Annotated in this window: 11 protein-coding genes and 1 riboswitch; of the genes, 4 read left to right on the forward strand and 7 right to left on the reverse strand. The window is 73.3% G+C overall.

Annotation, left to right across the window (positions count from 1 at the left end; genetic code table 11):
• Positions 1–105: 105 nt before the first annotated feature.
• The 3 genes from IEZ31_RS00395 to IEZ31_RS00405 all read right to left on the reverse strand — a co-directional run bounded on the left by IEZ31_RS00395 (position 106) and on the right by IEZ31_RS00405 (position 4670).
• The gene (locus tag IEZ31_RS00395; protein WP_190247640.1) at positions 106–1431 is read right to left on the reverse strand and encodes an alpha/beta hydrolase; all 1326 of its coding nucleotides are present in this window, start codon (positions 1429–1431) and stop codon (positions 106–108) included.
• A gap of 13 nt (positions 1432–1444) precedes the next feature.
• Positions 1445–2605, reverse strand: a complete 1161-nt coding sequence (locus IEZ31_RS00400; protein ID WP_229833916.1) for a bifunctional glycosyltransferase family 2/GtrA family protein — start codon at positions 2603–2605, stop codon at positions 1445–1447.
• An 82-nt stretch (positions 2606–2687) separates the two neighbouring features.
• Positions 2688–4670, reverse strand: a complete 1983-nt coding sequence (locus IEZ31_RS00405) for a glycosyltransferase family 39 protein (RefSeq protein ID WP_190247642.1) — start codon at positions 4668–4670, stop codon at positions 2688–2690.
• 272 nt (positions 4671–4942) lie between these two features.
• Positions 4943–5086, forward strand: a riboswitch (cyclic di-AMP (ydaO/yuaA leader).
• Positions 5087–5347: 261 nt separating this feature from the next.
• Between IEZ31_RS00405 and IEZ31_RS00410 the strand changes: the two genes are divergently transcribed.
• Positions 5348–6253, forward strand: coding sequence for a hypothetical protein (locus IEZ31_RS00410; RefSeq protein ID WP_190247643.1), 906 nt, complete (start codon positions 5348–5350; stop codon positions 6251–6253).
• A gap of 45 nt (positions 6254–6298) precedes the next feature.
• Here the strand turns inward: IEZ31_RS00410 and IEZ31_RS00415 are convergent, their stop codons facing one another.
• The 4 genes from IEZ31_RS00415 to IEZ31_RS00430 are packed head-to-tail and all read right to left on the reverse strand — an operon-like array spanning position 6299 to position 13673.
• Complete coding sequence (locus IEZ31_RS00415) at positions 6299–7759, reverse strand: phospholipase D-like domain-containing protein (RefSeq protein WP_190247644.1); 1461 nt, start codon at positions 7757–7759, stop codon at positions 6299–6301.
• Complete coding sequence (locus IEZ31_RS00420) at positions 7752–8921, reverse strand: hypothetical protein (protein ID WP_190247645.1); 1170 nt, start codon at positions 8919–8921, stop codon at positions 7752–7754. Before IEZ31_RS00420 ends, IEZ31_RS00415 begins: the two co-directional genes overlap by 8 nt.
• Positions 8918–12217 carry a DEAD/DEAH box helicase gene (locus tag IEZ31_RS00425; protein ID WP_190247646.1) on the reverse strand — a complete coding sequence of 1100 codons (3300 nt, stop codon included), beginning with the start codon at positions 12215–12217 and terminating at the stop codon, positions 8918–8920. Before IEZ31_RS00425 ends, IEZ31_RS00420 begins: the two co-directional genes overlap by 4 nt.
• A gap of 1 nt (position 12218) precedes the next feature.
• Complete coding sequence (locus IEZ31_RS00430; protein WP_229833919.1) at positions 12219–13673, reverse strand: TIGR02710 family CRISPR-associated CARF protein; 1455 nt, start codon at positions 13671–13673, stop codon at positions 12219–12221.
• Between the two features lie 375 nt (positions 13674–14048).
• Here IEZ31_RS00430 and IEZ31_RS00435 point away from each other — a divergent pair, with 375 nt between their 5' ends.
• From IEZ31_RS00435 to IEZ31_RS00445, 3 genes are read left to right on the forward strand one after another with little or no spacing between them, the layout of a single operon-like run.
• The gene (locus IEZ31_RS00435; RefSeq protein ID WP_190247648.1) at positions 14049–14588 is read left to right on the forward strand and encodes a DUF3887 domain-containing protein; all 540 of its coding nucleotides are present in this window, start codon (positions 14049–14051) and stop codon (positions 14586–14588) included.
• A gap of 2 nt (positions 14589–14590) precedes the next feature.
• Positions 14591–15724, forward strand: coding sequence for an ATP-binding cassette domain-containing protein (locus tag IEZ31_RS00440; protein ID WP_190247649.1), 1134 nt, complete (start codon positions 14591–14593; stop codon positions 15722–15724).
• Positions 15721–16476 (forward strand): hypothetical protein, encoded by a 756-nt coding sequence (locus IEZ31_RS00445; RefSeq protein WP_190247650.1) that lies wholly within the window; start codon positions 15721–15723, stop codon positions 16474–16476. The genes IEZ31_RS00440 and IEZ31_RS00445 overlap by 4 nt, the downstream gene beginning before the upstream one ends.
• Positions 16477–16511 lie beyond the last annotated feature (35 nt).

Below are 16511 nucleotides of genomic sequence, written 5' to 3' on the forward strand. Positions count from 1 at the left end.
CGCTCGGCGACCCTTCCCGCGGACGAATGCCGCGAAACAGCGGTAGAGGATGAACGGGGCCGGGGTGAGCTTGACACCGCCGGCGATGCCGATGAGGGCGTCCGGTCAGCGAATCCCGAGGTCCTGTCCGAGCTGTGGCAGGACCCGCGCGAAGGCCGTGCGGGCGAACTGCCAGTTGTGCCCGCCGTCGCCGGTGAACTCGTGGCACGTGACACCCGCCGCGGCCGCCGCCCGCGCGAGCTGACGGGCGGTGACGATGCCTCCGGGGTCGTCGGCGCCCGCGGCGAACCAGGCGCTGACCTGGTCGTACCGGCGAGTGGCGAGCAGGTGCACGGGGTCATGGGCGCGCTCGGCGGCCGCGGAGCCGTCGAACAGTGTGTGCAGGGTCAGGCGCGGGCCGCGCAGGGTCGGCCGCGCCTCGCCGCCCAGGTCGACGAGGTGCCGGAAGACGTCGGGGTGGCGGAGCACGAGATCGGCCGCGCAGGTGCCGCCCTCGGAGAAGCCGACGACGGCCCACGTCGCGGCGTCGTGCCGGAGGTGCAGCGCTCCGGTGACGAACGCGGGGACGTCGGCGGTGAGGAAGGTCTCGGCGTTGCCGAGCGTCCCGTCGACGCACTCCGTGTCCCGGTGCGTCCCGCCGTTCTGGTCGACGAAGACGAGTACCGGCGCGACTCCATGGTGCGCGGCGGCGTAGCGGGCGGCGGTGGTCACCGCATCACCCGCCTGCGGCCACTGGCTGGTCCAGCCCGGCACGCCGGCCAGCATCACCACCACCGGCAGGTTCGGGCGGTCGGCGGTGAAGTAGGCCGGCGGCAGGTACACGTATCCGGGGCGGTGCTGGAAATGTGAGACCGTCGCCGGCATGTCGTACGAGCCGAGCACGCCCCTCTCGCGTACCTGCGGCGGTGGCGCCCGCAGCGTCCGGTCGAGTTCGCCGTCCCCCAGCGCATGCGTGTGGCCGAGGAGGTCGCCGACATTCGGCCAGACGGCGTAGGCCTGGTTGACGACCAGCAGACCGCCCGCGATGGTCAGCGGCACCGCGCACACGGCGGCGATCCGGCGGAGGAGGCCCGGGCGGGACAGCGCGAGCGGCACCCCGGCGATGGCCGCCACCGCGAGGGCGAACCAGGCGGCGAAGACCGGCGGGTAGCGGTCGCGGATCGTCGCGGTCACCCGCAGTGTCACCACCGTCGCGACGGTGAGCACCAGTGCGAAGCCCCACAGCAGCGGCAGGGTGCGCGACAGCCAGCGCGGGTCCCGGCGCGCCCACGAGCCGACCAGGGCAGCGAGGGCGAGCAGCTCGATCGCGGTGGCGGCGGCCGGGCTCAGCAGCGGTACGCCGTCGAAGAGTCCGGCGCCGGTGCCGAGGACGAGGGCGAGGAGCACCGCGACCACGGCCGCGATACAGATGGTGCTGCGGTTCAAGCTCATGGGTCACCGCCTGTCAGTGCGCGGCGCGGAATACCCACCCACGCATGAGGACGAATCGCGCCAGGGTGGCGGCGAGATTGGCCACGACGAGCACGCCCATCTCCAGGACGCGGGTCGGATGCTGGCTGACCTGGTTGAGCACGGCGAGCGATCCGCTCGTCATGCCGAGTCCCAGCACGAAGAGCAGCAGGCCCTGGAACTGGTGGCGCACGGCGTGTGCCCGGCCTCGGACGCCGAACGTCAGGCGCCGGTTGACGGCGGTGTTGCCGACCGCCGTGATGAGCAGTGCCGCCAGGTTCGCCGCCTGCGCCCCGGTGTCCGGGCGCAGGACGGCGTACAGCGCGAGATAGGCGAGCGTGCTGAGCACGCCGACGATCGCGAACCGCGCCAGCTGACGGGGCAGCCCTCGCGGTACGCCGGGGATGGGCAGCGGCAGCGACCCGCGGCCGAACTGGGCCCGCAGCGCGGTGAGGGAGGGCCGGCCGGTGATCGCCCCCTCGACCAGCCGCGCGATGCCCCTGAGGTCGGCGACGGCGGTGGGGAGGATGTCGACCCTGGAGTCCGCGTCGTCGACCCAGTCGACGGGCACCTCGTGGATGCGCAGGCCGGCGCGCTGGGCCAGCACGAGCAGCTCGGTGTCGAAGAAGAAGCCGGTGTCCCGCACGAGCGGGAGCACCTGGTCGGCCACGTCCTTGCGGATCGCCTTGAACCCGCACTGCGCGTCGGAGAAGTGGGCGGCCAGCGTGCCACGAAGCAGCAGGTTGTACGAGCGGGAGAGCCACTCACGCTTGGCGCCGCGGACGACGCGCGCGCCGTCGGACAGGCGGGTGCCGATGGCCAGGTCGGAGTGGCCGGTCAGCAATGGCGCGACGAGGGGCAGCAGCGCCGCCAGATCGGTGGACAGGTCGACGTCGGTGTAGGCCAGCACCGCGGCGTCCGACGCCGTCCACGCCGCCCGCAGCGCGCCGCCACGCCCCTTCTCGGCCACGTGGAGGACGGCCACCTCGGGCAGCTCGGCGGCCAGCGTGCGGGCGACGTCGAGCGTGGCGTCGGTACTGGCGTTGTCGGCGACGGTGATCCGGAACGGGTACGGGAACGTCCCGGTGAGGTTCGCGTGCAGCCGCCGCACGCCCGGCCCCAGGTCCGTCTCCTCGTTGTACACGGGGATGACGATGTCGAGGACCGGCGCCTGGAGGCCGGACCGGGTGTCGCGCGTCTGGGTGGTCGCGCGCGGAGGTCGGACATCGGTCACCGTCTCACCTCGACAGGTCGTAGATGGTGACGCCGTCGGTCGTGGTGGCCGGGTAGTTGTGCTGCACCCAGTCGGCGATCCGGGCGCTGTCGCTCGGGCGGGTGCCGGCCAAGACGCGGGCGAACGGATCGGCGATGAAGTAGTGGATCCGCTTGGCGGCGACGTCGCGCTGGAACTGGGCGAGCGTGGGCGTCGGGTCGGTACCGCTGAAGCCACCGACCGCCATCGCGGGCCGCCCCGTGGCCAGCTGATAGGTCGCCGCACCGCGCGAGCCGATCGTCGCGACGACCCAGGTGTACGCACCGGCATCGCGCGTCAGCAGCGCGCGCACCCGCGGGTCGGGTGCACGGTCGGCGAGCAGTCGCGCCATGCTGATCGCGCCGGTGGTGCGCCCGCCGCCTCGGATGCCCACGTCGGGCCAGGGACCGTCGATGCCGCCGCCCCGCCCGCCGCGGATGCCGGGCATAACGGGCCCCGCGGACACGAGCGGCCCGGATCGGGGCGCCGCGACGGTCTGCAGGGAGTACGCCGCCGGACCGGCGAGGACGGCGACGAGGGCGGCGGCCGCGGCGAGCGCCGGAAGCACTGCCGTCGAGCGGCGGTCGTGCCGAGCCGGGCGCGCGGACCAGGCCAGCGCGGCCGCCGCCAGCAGACCCGTCACCACGACCACGGCCCGCAGCCACGGCTGGAAGGCGGCGCTGCGGTCGAGGAGCACCCAGGACCAGGCGGCGGTGCCGGCGACCACCGCGGCCAGCAGGCGCGAGCCGGCCCGGTCGCAACGCAGTCGCCACAGGGTGTGTACGCCCATGCCGGCCAGCGCCGCGACCGCCGGGGCGAGCGCCAGCGTGTAGTACGGGTGGAAGATGCCGTGCATCAGGCTGAGGACCAGTGCGGTCACCACCAGCCACCCGCTCCACAGCACGTACGCGGCCCGCCACCGTCCGGCCTGCGTGGGTGCCGCGGCGCTCCTGCCCGCCAGCACGAAGCCGGCCACGCACAGCACCAGGGCGGCGGGGAGCAGCCAGGCGATCTGTCCGCCGGTCGTGGCGTCGAACATCCGGCCCCAGCCGGGCCCGTCGAAGCCGAGGCGCCGCCCGTCGAATCCGGCGATCTCGTTCCCGGTGAGCCGGCCGAAGCCGTTGTACCCCAAGGCCAGTTGCAGGACGTTGTCGTCGGTGGAGCCGCCGACGTACGGGCGCAACCGTGCCGGCGTCAGCTCGACGATCGCCACCCACCAGCCGGCGGACGCGACCATCGCGGCCCCGCCGAGCAGCAGCTGCCGGACCCGGCGCCCGACCGGGGTCGGCGCGAACATCAGGTAGGTGAGGGCGAACGCCGGCAGGACGAGCAGCGCCTGCAGCATCTTGGTGAGGAAGCCGAAGCCGACGCAGGCCCCGGCGAGCACCAGCCAGCCGCTGCGCGCGTCCTCCACCGCCCGCACGATCGCGTATGCGCCGGCGACGAGGGCCAGCATCAGCAGGGCGTCGGGGTTGTTGTACCGGAACATGAGCGTCGCCACCGGAGTCGTCGCGAGCACCGCCCCGGACAGCAGCGCCGCGCCCGGCCCGAACCACCGGCGCACGACCGCGTACAGCAACGCGACCGTCGCCACGCCCTCCAGCGCCTGCGGCACGAGGATGCTCCACGGGTTGAGCCCGAACAGCCGTACCGAGAGGCCGGCGACCCACAGCGCGCCCGGGGTCTTGTCTACGGTGATGAAGTTCGCGGCGTCGAACGACCCGAAGAACCACGCCTTCCAGCTGGTCGAGCCGGCCTGGGCCGCCGCCGAGTAGAACGAGTTGGCCCACCCGGACGCGCCGAGCCCCCACCCGTACAGCAGCGCGGCGACGACGAGCAGGATGGCGAGCGCGGGCCTGGCCCAGATCGGGTCCCCCTCCCGGCCGCGCAGCACGCGGCGGAAGGTCGTTGACCAACGGGATCCGACGCCTCGAGCTGTCTCGTCGACCGGCGGGAGTGCCGTGGACATGGCTCAACGGTAGCCAGCCCGCCTGTCCACACGGCCGCCGTCGCCCGTGAAGTTACTGTGAGGCAGGCCGCGATTGCACCGCTCGCCGCTGGGTATGGGAGTGGCTGGACCGCATACCCTGCGACCGGCGTCGATGCCGGCGTCCGCTGGCGCAATGCCTGCCCGCCGCGTGCCCGCTGGCACTTCCCATCAGGGGGTTCTCCTGCCGATGCAGAAACGTTATGGTCAGTGGGCTCACCGTGGATGGCCGTCGCCGCTCTCAGGGCGACGTCACGATGGGCCCGCTGAGTCGTGCTCGCACGAGCCGGGGAACCAAGCACAACTGGGGTGAATCCACGAGGCGCTCCGCCTCGAGGTAGGGCGATCTTCCCGCCCGAATCCGTCAGCTAACCCGGTAGGCGGTTTCGGAAGGAGCATCGAGTGCAGACCCTCGCCCGGCGCAACAGTCGCCGCCCCGTCTCGACCCGCGGCCAAGGAGCCGATCCGCCGGCGTAGTCCGGTCACGAGTTTCCGCGGTAGCCGCCGCGGCACCCGACGCCTCTCGTTCGGCACGCCCACAGCTCCCCCTGCACGACTGTCCATTCTGGACAGCCGGTGGATGCTGCCGTCCTCTCATGCCGAGCCCGGCTTGCCGCCGGGCCGGTGGCTGCTGCCCGGATCGGCCTGTCGAGGTTCCCGTGACGTACCCAAACCCTGATCATTCAACCACCGCACCGGCCGGCGAGACCGACGATGAGCGGCCCGGCGCCGCGCACCGGCGCGGCCCCCGTCACCTGCGGCGCGACCACCGCGGCCGGCACGCCGGGGCGGGCCGGCCGCGCATCGCGCTGTACTCGGCCGGGGCGGCCATCGCCGCCGCGGCGATCGGCGCCGTGTTCGTGTCGATGTCGTCGGCCAGCCGGCCGGATCCCGTGATCCGGGCCGACACGGTCGCGGTGGGCGAACCGGACCGCTCGGCGGCCACCGAGAACCGCGCGGCCCGCGGCGAACAGCGCAGGGCGGACCCGCCCAGCCCGCAGCCGGCGTCCTCGGCCGGCGCCCAGCCGAAGGCGTCGGCGACGCAGGCGCCTACAACGGCGGTCCCGAAGGCGGCGGTACCGACGCCGAAGGCGACATCGGCGGCACCGGCGCCCGCCGCGTCGAAGCCGACCGTGCACGCACCGGTCGGCGGGCTGACCCAGGCCGAGATGAACAACGCGGTCGCCATCATCGAGGCCGGCCAGCAGATGAACCTGCCGTCGCGCGCGTTCGTCGTGGCGATCGCCACCGCGCTGCAGGAGAGCCACCTGCAGGTGCTGGCGAACCCGAACGTTCCCGCGTCGCTGAAGCTGCCCAACGAGGGTGTCGGGACCGACCACGACTCCGTCGGCCTGTTCCAGCAGCGGCCCAGCTGGGGACCCGTCGCCCAGCTCATGGACCCGCACCAGTCCGCGCGCCTGTTCTACGCGGCGCTGGTGAAGGTCAACGGCTGGGAGCAGCTGGCCGTCACCGTGGCGGCGCAGACCGTTCAGGTATCGGCGTTCCCGGACGCCTACGCCAAATGGCAGTCCCTCTCCGAGCAGATCGTGAACGCCGTCGTGTAGGACCCGGTGCGGGACGGTCGCATTTGCCGATCGGAGGGCGGCACATCAGCGAGCGAGGAGGCGGGCCGGGCACAAGCCCCGCTTCGCCTTGCCCGCGGGCAAGCGCATCCACTGGGCGAGGTCCAGCATCGCGGCGCCGTCGCTCACCGAGACGCCGTCGGGTCGCACGGTCAGGCGCAGGGTGCCGAGCGCGACCTCGACCGGGGCGCCGGGCTGCTGGAACCACAGCGCCGGGCCCGGTGCGGCGGCCAGGGCGCGCCACAGGTCCGGCGGGCACGACACCTCGAGGGTCTCGCCGTGCGACCACGGGGTCTGCCAATGCGCGGCCAGGCCGTCGTGGAGCTGGCGGGTCGTGGGCGTCGGGATGTACCGCCGCGTCGCGCAGTCCATCGCGTGCTCGAGATAGCGGGACAGCTCCGGCAGGGCCGGCGTGCCGTCCAGCCGGGCGCCGACCTCGATCCCGGTGCCGGGGCGCAGGCCGTGCTCGGCGTCGAAGTTCGCGGAGAACAGCAGGCCGCGCTCGCCGTCGGCCACCGCGGCCTTGGCGTGGTTCAGATCGTCGGCGACGAGCTCGACGCCGAGGTCGTGCAGGAGACCGGCTTGACGGCGGTGGCGGTCGCGGTCGTTCATCGCGCGGACGAACAACCGCACCCGCACGCCGCGCGCGACGGCGGCGGCCAGCGGGTCGAGGAGCAGGTCGGGGTGCTCGTCCAGGCGGTTGAGGGAGAACGAGGCGAGCACCAGGTCGCGGCGGGCGCCGGCGATGACGTCGAGGAGGTTGCGGTGCAGGCCGGCCGCCGCAGGACCGTCCGTCCACACGACCGACGACGCCGGGGCGGTGAACGCCGCCGGTGAGCGCTCGCCGCCGCGGTCCCTGACGCGGTACCCGCTGTCGAACGACGGCAGCTCGTAGCGGCAGCCAACTGTCCACATGTGCGCGAACATCCGCGCCAGCGCCGCGACGGAGCGCGGGTCGTCGAGCACGACGCCCGCCTCGCCGACGAGGGTGAACGCGCGGGTCTCGAGGTTCGCGCTGCCGACCCAGGCAACCTCGTCGTCGACGACCACGAACTTGGCGTGGCAGTTCTCGTGGCCGCGCACCGCGATGCCCTGGTGCACCAGGGAGACGAAGCGCTTCTTCTCGGCCTCCACCTTCTGGCCGACGTCGCCGCGCTCGGCCAGCTGCGCGAGGCCCCGGCGCAGGCTGTCCTCGCTGAGCTCGCTGATGACGTACACGCCGCCGGTCAGCCTGCGTGCGGTCTCGGCGAGGGCGTCGATCAGCTCGTCGTCGCCGAGGATGAAGCTGGTGACGAAGACCTTCCGCCGGGCGTTGCGGATGAGGTCGAGCACGGCGTCACGCAGGGACGGCGGCGAGTCGCGGAAGGTGCCGCAGAAGCGCCAGCCCGACCCGTTGCCGGCCGGAGGCTCGAAGGGCCGCTGGCCGGCGCCGCGCAGCAGGAAGAAGCCCTCGTCGGACCGGGTCGCGCCCAGATCGAGGTCAGGCATAGTCGAAGTCCTCGGCCTCGCGCATGGCGTGCACCAGCGGGAAGTACCGCAGCTGCCAGGCCCGGGCCATCAGGCGTCCGCGCTCGGCCGCGTCGTGGGCGGGCACGCCGTCCTGCAGCGCCTTCTGCAGCGCGGCGTCGAGATCGATCATCGCGGCGGCCTCGGCGTCGCCGGGCGCGAGCCGCACCGCCGCCACGATGCGGGCGTGCGTGTGGCGCACCTCCAGGCCGATCGGGGCGGTCAGCAGGCCCGTCCCGGCCAGCGCGCGGGCCTGCGCGCCGTCGACGGTCACCCGCCAGCGGCCCGGCCCGTCGCGGCGCGGCGCCGGCCAGGGCGGCTCGGTCAGGCCGATCGCCCGCATGGCCGCCTCGGCGTCGCCCGGCTCGGCGGCGAGGTCCGCGGCCAGCGCCGACCACCGCGCCACGAGCCCGGCGGCGCCGCTCAGGTCGACGGTGACCGCCTTGCCGGAGCCGCAGGCGACGTCGACGCGCACGGTCGGGCGGGCGCCGTCCTGCAGTACCGTCGCGGCAACCTCGACAACTGGACACATCGGCAGGGGTGGGGTCCGGTCGGCGCCGGCCATCGCCGTCAGGGGCTCGTCGGCGCCGTCGGGCAGGCCGACCACGTTCTCCGGCAGGTTCGCCACCCGCCGCGCCGCGATCCGCTCGGACAGCAGGGTCCGCACGCTGACCCGGTGCAGGCGCTCGGGCAGCGGCGCGGCGACGGAGACCTTCGGGACCCGGCGTTCCCACTCGCCCAGCCCCTCCCCCACGACCACGAGGTCATCGGTCGTGGGCAGGTACAGCAGGTCGATGGTCGCGGTCCCCGACCGCGCGGGAGCCTCGGTCGGCCGCGCCGCACCGGTGAACGGACGCAGCGCCCCGTCGCGCCAGTCGAGCAGCGCCAGGCTGTGCAGGCGCCGCGCGATGCCGGCGAAGATCAGTGGCGGCAGGCCGGTGAACGCCTCGAACGCCTCGGCGCTCAGCCGGCCGAGGCGCTCGACCGCCGCGATCGTGAACGTGTCCACCTCGTTGAGCTCGACGGGCTCGCGGGTGGTCACGGCGACGTCGCGCCACCACAGGACGGGCAGCCGGGCCCACGTGACCTGCACGCCGGGGCGGTCGTCCGGCGGCGCGGCGGCCGCCCGCGCGTACCTGGTCACGAACCGTCCCAGTCGACGTTGACCTCCAGCACGTCCGGTGGCAGGCCGAAGAGGCCGCGGTAGAACGCCTCCGCCTCCGGCACGCCGTTGAGGGCGCGCAGGGTCGGGCGGTGGCCGACGAGCACCAGCGAGCGCCGCGCCCTTGTACAGGCGACGTTGAGGCGGTTGATGTTCTGCAGCCACGGCCCCCACCTCGGCGGCGGCACCGCCCGCGGGTTGGGCCGGCGGGTGCGGTCCTTCGGCCGGCCGAACGTGCGGCAGAACGAGATGACGACGATGTCGCTCTGCTGGCCCTGGATGCGGTCGATCGAGTCGACGACACGGAACTCGAGGTTGGGGAAGCCGGCGTACCGCGGATGGCCCAGCCGCCCGCGGATGAGCCGCGCCTGCGCGCCGTAGAACGCGAGCACGCTGATGGTGGTGCGGCCCGGCACGCCCAGCGCGCCGAGTTCGTCGTTCCAGGTGCGGCAGACCCCGGCGACCCAGTCGGCCTCGAGATGGTTGACGAAGCTGGTGGTGCCCTCCGGCAGGTCGTCCCACGGCCACGACTGGCTGGAGGTGTCCAGGAAGACCACGGGTGCGCGGAACGACGGGGTGAGCAGCGGCTGCGGCAGCAGCGGGTCGTCGGCGGGCGGCGAGACGTACTCGCCGTCGTACACCGGCATCCGCACCAGCTCCGCGATCCCGGGTGTCATGCGCCGCTGCTCGACGAGGCGCCGCCGCGGCCCGGTGTCCTCCGGCGTCCGAGCCACGCACCGCTCGAAGAGACTGCTGACCAGGTGCTCCCGCATCGACGCGAGCAGCGTGCGCTCGGGGTCGTCCGCGGCGCCGGCGACGTGCGAGATCTGGTCGGCGTACACCTTGCGGTGCGCCTCCGCCCACGCGCCGCTCGACAGCAGCCGACGCGCGATGCGGTCCACGGAGTCGACGCGGAACGGGTGCTGCTCGCGGTCGTCGAGGGCGTGCCACAGCGACGCCAGGTGCTCCACGGCGCCCCGCGGCGTGGGTGCGGCGTCCCGCTCGGCGAGGTGGATCGCGGCCATGGCGTGCACGTGGTGCTCGACGGCGGGCTCGACGTACGGCGTGAGCTGCTTCTCGTCACCGACGAGGATCCAGCGCCGCGCCCGCTGCGCCGGGATGAGAAACTCCCCGACGGTCACCTTGCTGGCCTCGTCGACGATGAGCGTGTCGTAGTCGAGGTCCCGGAAGGGCCGCGCCCCGCCGAAGCCGACCGTGGTGGTGCAGATGAGATTGGCGGCGCTGGACACCGCGCGGCGCGCGACCTCGTGTGCGTCGCTGGCCCCGATCGTGTCGAACCACATCTGCTGCACCTCGATGAGCGTCTCCAGCGCGCGCTGCGACTCCTCCAGCGCAGCCGCGGTGGCCGGGTCCGCGCGCAGGCCTTGCTCGGCCAGGCGCCCGGCCGCGCGCGTCAAGGCCCGCTCGAGCTCCGCCTCGTCCCGCTCGGCCGCGGCGATCTTCTCCCGGTCGGCGCGCTCCCGTTCGGCCATCGGCGCGAGGAACGACCCGCGTGCGGCCGCGCGCCGGTCGGCCTCCCGCTGGGCACCCTCGTGCCGGGCCCAGGCCTCCGCGCGCAGGCGCCCGAGCCGGCGTTCCCGGCCGAGCAGCCGGGCCGGCTCGCCGAGGCCGAGCGCGTCGAGGAACCGGCCGAAGGCACCCCGCGAGCGCTCCACGGCGACCCGCCGCTCGTAGGTGGAGCGCTGCTCGGCGCCCAGCCGCATCGCCTCGGCGTAGTGCATGCCGGCCGTGTGCTTCCAGTGCTCGAGGTGGGCGTCGAAGGCCCGGGTCTGGTCGGCGTGCCGCGCGGCCCGGTCGGCGGCGGTGCGCCGGGCGGCGACGGTGGACTGGCGGGCCGCTTCGTGTCGCGGTACCAACGACAGCCACGAGGCGACCGCCTCACGCTGCGCCGTCACCTGACGCAGCCGGTCCCGCCACTGCGCCATCCTGCTGTTCTCCGGCGTGCGGACCCCGGCGACCGCGCCGTCGTACCCGCTCAGCGTGAAGCGCTGCACGTCGGAGGCGACATACCGGTCGTTCCACGACAGCCGCAGCGGCAGCACACCCGGCTCGTCGGCCAGCCGGCGCAGCACCTCGTCGAGCGCGACGTGGGTCGGGGCGGTCAGCAGCACCCGCTCGCCCCGGGCGATCAGGCGGCGCGCGACCTCGGTGATCACCTGCGTCTTGCCGGTGCCGGGCGGCCCCTGCACGAGGAACGCGTGTGGCGCCGCGAGTGCGCCGGCGACCGCCTCGCGCTGTGCCCGGTTCAGCGGCCGCCCGGTAACCTCGGCGACCGGCTCGTGCGGCGGGTGCAGCAGGTCCTCCGGCCGGCACAGCAGGGTCGCCAGGGCCGTCCAGTTGCCGACGGTGCGCTCGTCCAGGAACGTGTGCAGCGCCTGCGCGTGGCGCCCGTACCGGAGTTCGCCGGTCTCCGACACGACCACCCGGGTGCCCGGCCCGAGCCGGCGGCGTGCCGTCTCGGCGTCGCGGTGCCGCTCGGGGCGGGTGAGTACCACGAGGTCGTCGACGACCTCCGCCGCTTCCAGGGTCATCGCGGCGTCCTGGTCGTCGGACGGCCACACGGTGAGCCGCCCGGCGTCGTCGCCGACCGCGAACGGCGCCGGCGCGTCGAGCCGGACGACGAGCTCGCCCGCGGCGGGGTGCTCCGCGCCGAACCACGCCGCGCCGTCGACCACCTCGCCCCGCGCGGTCGCCTTGTCGCCGAACCTGGCCTGCTGCCGGGCCAGCTCGAACAGCGCGCGCAGCGACCCGTACCGGCGGCGCGCGTCGTGGCGCAGCTCGGCCTGCCGGCGCGGGGTCAGCCGCACGCGGGTCAGCGTCCGCTCGGCCTCCCGCCGCAGCCGCCGCCGGTCGAGCTCCTGGATGAGCACGGTGAGATCGCACCGCGGCGCGGCGGCCGGGTCGTGCAGCGTCACCCGGGCCGGCTTCACCGGCACGTACCGCTCGGGCAACCGATCCCGGCGGAACGAGGCGTGGTCCAGCACCGTGATGTCGGTCCCGGTGCGCCGCCATCGCTCGACGTGCAGGCGGATCTCCAGCCGCTGCGTGCTCAGCCGGAACACGCCCGAGTCCTCCGCACGCCCGCCGAGCACCCCCTTGTGCAGCTCGTCGACGACGTCCTCGGTGGTCAGCCGGAACTGCCGCAGCCGGTGCGCAAGCGCGTCGAACGCCGCGAGGTCGAGCGCCGGCTCGACCGGCTCGCCGAACACGGTGTGCAGCTGCTCACGGAACTCGCCCAGCCACGGCCCGGCACCCATGTCAGCTCGCGCCCCGCACGAACGCCAGCTCACTCCGCGCCGCGCCCAGCTCCTCGCCCGGGCGGTGCGCGCGCCAGTAGGCCCGCAGCACCTCGTTCGCCTTGGCGTTGAGCTCCTCGGACTGGTGCTGCGAGATGAACTGCTCACCGTGCGCGAGCACCGACGCGTTGCGCGCCTTGGCGAGCCGCTCCAGCTCGCGCAGCCCGTCGACGGTGTCGAGCCCCGCCGCGGCGGCGAGCGGATCGTCGATCACCTTGAGGAGCACCGCGGCCGCGAACGGCCCAGGATTCGACGGCAGCGAGGGCCGCCCCTGGACGTTGCGGACGGCGTTGACCGTGTCGCGGTACCGCTGCGCGAGCGCCGCCCGATCGCCCGTGAGCCGGGCGTAGTCCGGCGCGTCGCACGCGAACCCGTACTTGCGCTTCAGGTGCGCCGACAGGCAGTGCTCGATGGTGCGGTACGAGAACAGGGCCGCGAAGTCGTGGCGCCCGACCCCGCGGTAGTGCTCGTCGAGCAGGCTGAACGTCAGCAGCAGCGCCCGGCTGTCCCCCGTCGCCAGCTCGCTGAGCAGCTGCAGCTGGGCGTGCACGGTGCGCACCGTCTCCTCGCTCACGTCCCGCCGCGCCGACCCGAGCGCCGCCCGCACCTGCGCGACGGCTTTCGGCATCGCGTCACGGTCGAGATCACACCAGGCCCGATACAACCCGGAAAGCGCCGCCATGAACCGCGCCAGCCCGGGCTGCACGAGCCGCTCCGCCAGCACCGCGAACCGGCTCCGCGCGACTTCGAAGTTTCCACTGGCAAACGCCTGCGTGGCGACGTCCATCTCCTGTTCGCCGAAGAGCGAGGTCGGATTGTCGAGCACGAGCATCCGATCCGACCCCGGCACGGCCTGCCGCAGCACCGGATCGTAGTCCCCATCGACATAGGACAACCCGAGGTTCAACTGCCAGGCGGCCAATGCCGCACTGGCCCCCATGACCTTTCGCCCGCCGGTAATGTCGATGTAGGCGGCGACCGGCCCGTCATGCCGCCGGGCCACGATGTCAACCTCTTCACGCACGATCCGGTAGATGCTGAGCGGATCGGTGGACACACAGGGCCGCGCAGAAAACTCCGAGGCACGCAACAATCCCCTGGCCACGACGTTCTCGTGCACGACATCGATGGTGTCCTGCGCGGCGTCGGACGTGATCAGCACCAGCCGCGCCGGCCGCAGAATCTTGAACGCCAGCACGACGGGCCGCGGCGACATCCCGGTCATGCAGATCAGCAGATCGACGCGCGGCGGCAGATCAAGCCGACTGTCCCGAGCCTGCTGCGCACAGGCATCCGCGAGGTGCTCGAGATAGTAGCGGGTGGCCTGCTCATAGGCCGATCCGTCGCCGTGCCCGGCACGGCCTTCGCTGATCTCGCGCATCTGCCGCACGTGCGACTCGATGTCACCATCGACCATCACCAACATAGCCTGCCATCAAACCTACGGCGATTCAAAACCAGTTGGATCTCACCGGCCACCCGGTGTAACCGGATCTTGATGGGCTTGTGCCGTGCCACTACTCGGCGCACGGATTGGGGGAAGCCGTGATTACGTGCGCCGCGCGTTCCTTTTCGTGCTAGAGTTCGCACGAAAAGGCGGGTGATCATGGCAGACAGCGACGCGGCGGCGTGCGAGGTGTGCGGTCGGCCCCTGGAGTCCCGGTCGGGGCCTGGGCGTCGGCGCCGATACTGTGGGGCGACCTGTCGCAGTGCGGCCCGGCGGCAGCGAGCGAATGAGACTGTCGTCAAGACCTCCTTGACAACGGAATCGCGTAAAGAGAAGCTTGACGACATGGATGTCGAATCGCCGTTGCAGGCGCTCCGGCAAGCCCTCGACGCCGTGCGTGCGGCCGAGAGCAGGCTGCGCGGCGCCGTTGACGCCGCTCGCGAGGCCGGCCACACCTGGTCGGAGATCGGCGAAGTGCTCGGCACGACGCGGCAGGCCGCCTTCCAGCGCTTCGGCCGGCCGATCGACCCACGCACCGGCACCCCGATGAACGCCGCACTGCTGCCCGGCGCGACCGAGGCCGCGGTCGCCCTCTTCGTCAACCTCGCCGAGGGCAACTGGGAGGAGGCGCGCCGCGACTTCGACGCCAAGGTCAGCGAGGCGCTGCCCGACGCGGCCTCCGTCGCCGCGACGTGGGCCGCGATCGCCGGCCGGTGCGGGCGATACGAGCAGCGTATGGGCGAGCCGATCGCCCACCAGCTCGGCGACTACACCGTCGTCGACATACCGCTGCAGTTCGAGGTCGGCGAGCAGGTGGGACGGGTCAGCTTCAGCCCCGACGGCAAGGTCGCCGGCCTGTTCGTGCTGCCTCCCGAGGCGATCTGAGGATGCGCAACCCCGCCGTCTGGCTCCCGATCGCCGCGCTGCTGCTGGCGTTCATCGTCGTCTGCTACGCGCAGCTGATCAGCAGGCCGGCCAAGTATCTGCCCAAGGCTGTCTGGGCGCTGATCATCCTGGCGCAGATCCCGATCGGTGGTGTGCTGTATCTGATCATCGGGCGCTCCGAACGGACGACTGCTGAGCCGCCACCCACCGCCACCCCGGCCCTGCCTGAGGTGGACCGGCCGCGGCCGGTCGCGACGCAACCCCCGGCCGTGCGCACCCATGCCATAACGAAGCTCTTTCCCGGCGACGTCGGCCTGCACGCTGTGGACCTGACCGTGCCGGCCCGCGGGGTGTACGGACTCGTCGGCCCCAACGGTGCGGGCAAGACGACACTGCTGTCCCTGCTCGCCGGGTTACGCCGCCCCGACGCCGGCCGGCTGTCCACCACGGCCCAGGTGATGCTGTGCCCCGACACGCCGGCCTTCGAGCCGTGGCTGACGGCGGCGGAGACGGTCGAACTGTTCCGGCGGCTGAGCCCGAACGGGACGACCGGCACCGACCACGCCCTCGCACTCGCCGGCCTGACCGCGGCGCGCGACCGGCGGGTCGGCGGCTTCTCCCGAGGCATGGCGCAGCGGCTCGGCCTCGCCGTCGTGCTCGCCTCCGGCGCCCAGGTGCTGCTGCTGGACGAGCCGACCAGCGCCCTGGACCCGCAGGGCCGCGCCGAGATCCTGAACCTCATCACCGCGCTCGGACGCGACCACGCGGTGGTCTTCTCCAGCCACATCCTCGCCGACATCCAGCGTGTGGCCGACACGGTCGGCGTCCTCCGCGAGGGCCGGCTCATCTACCAGGGCCCGGTCGACGAGCTCCTGGACAGGCACACCCGACCGAGTTGGCAGCTGCACCTCCGCGCGGGCGCCGACCGGCTCGCCGATCGCCTCGGCGGGCTCGACTGGGTGGCCGCGGTGCGGCGGCACGAGCAGGGGCTGCGCGTGGACACCACGAGTGTGCACGCCGGCGAAACGCTGCTGCCGGCGGAGATCAGCGCGAGCGGTGCGGAACTCATCGCGTTCAATCCGGTCGGCGCGGACCTGGAGACGGTATTTCTGAACCTGGTGGAGGTGCAGCCGTGAACCTGTGGCGGCTGGAGTGGCTGAGGCTGTTGCGGACCGGGCGTTGGATCGGCTTGGCTGCGGTCTTCCTGCTGCTCGGCTTCGGCGAGCCCCTGGCCACCCGGTACCTGGGAGAGCTGCTGAGCGGCGCCGCGGGCAACGGCTACATCCAGGTCACGGTGACCAAGCCGCAGCCCTCCGACGGGATGGGCGCCTACTTCGGCAACATCACCACGCTCGGCACGCTCGTCATCGTCGTCATCGCCGGCCTCGCCTTCTCGGTGCGTGCCAACCCGCCGCTCGCCGCGCTCTATCTGACCCATGTGCCGGGTCGGATCGGACTGCTGGTCCCGCGACTGGTGACGATGGCGGCCGCGGCCGCGTCGGCCAGCGTCGTTGGCGGGGTCGCGGCGGCGTACGAAACGACCCTGCTGCTCGGCGCGCCGGCCGTGCGCGCGACCGCCACCGGCATCCTGATCTCCAGTCTGGGCGCGGTCTTCGCCGTTGCGGTCACCTTCCTGGCCGCCATGTTCCTGCGCGGACAGGTGGGCACGATCGCGGTCGCGCTCGGCGCGACCTTTGTCGCGGTGCCGTTCGCCAATCTGATCCCCGGCATCCGCAACATCGGGCCCGCAGCCTTCATCGCACTGCCCAAGCAACTGCAGCTCACCGAGTGGCGCACCGACGATACCCGGGCAACCGTGGTGACGCTGCTGCTCGCCGCCGCGTGCGTGGCCGGTGGGCTGTGGCGAGCCAGCCGCTGGGAGCTGTAGACCGCCCGCGCTGGTAGCGCCGACCCGTCTTGCCC

The organism is Dactylosporangium sucinum (genome assembly GCF_014647515.1).
GTDB lineage: Bacteria > Actinomycetota > Actinomycetes > Mycobacteriales > Micromonosporaceae > Dactylosporangium > Dactylosporangium sucinum.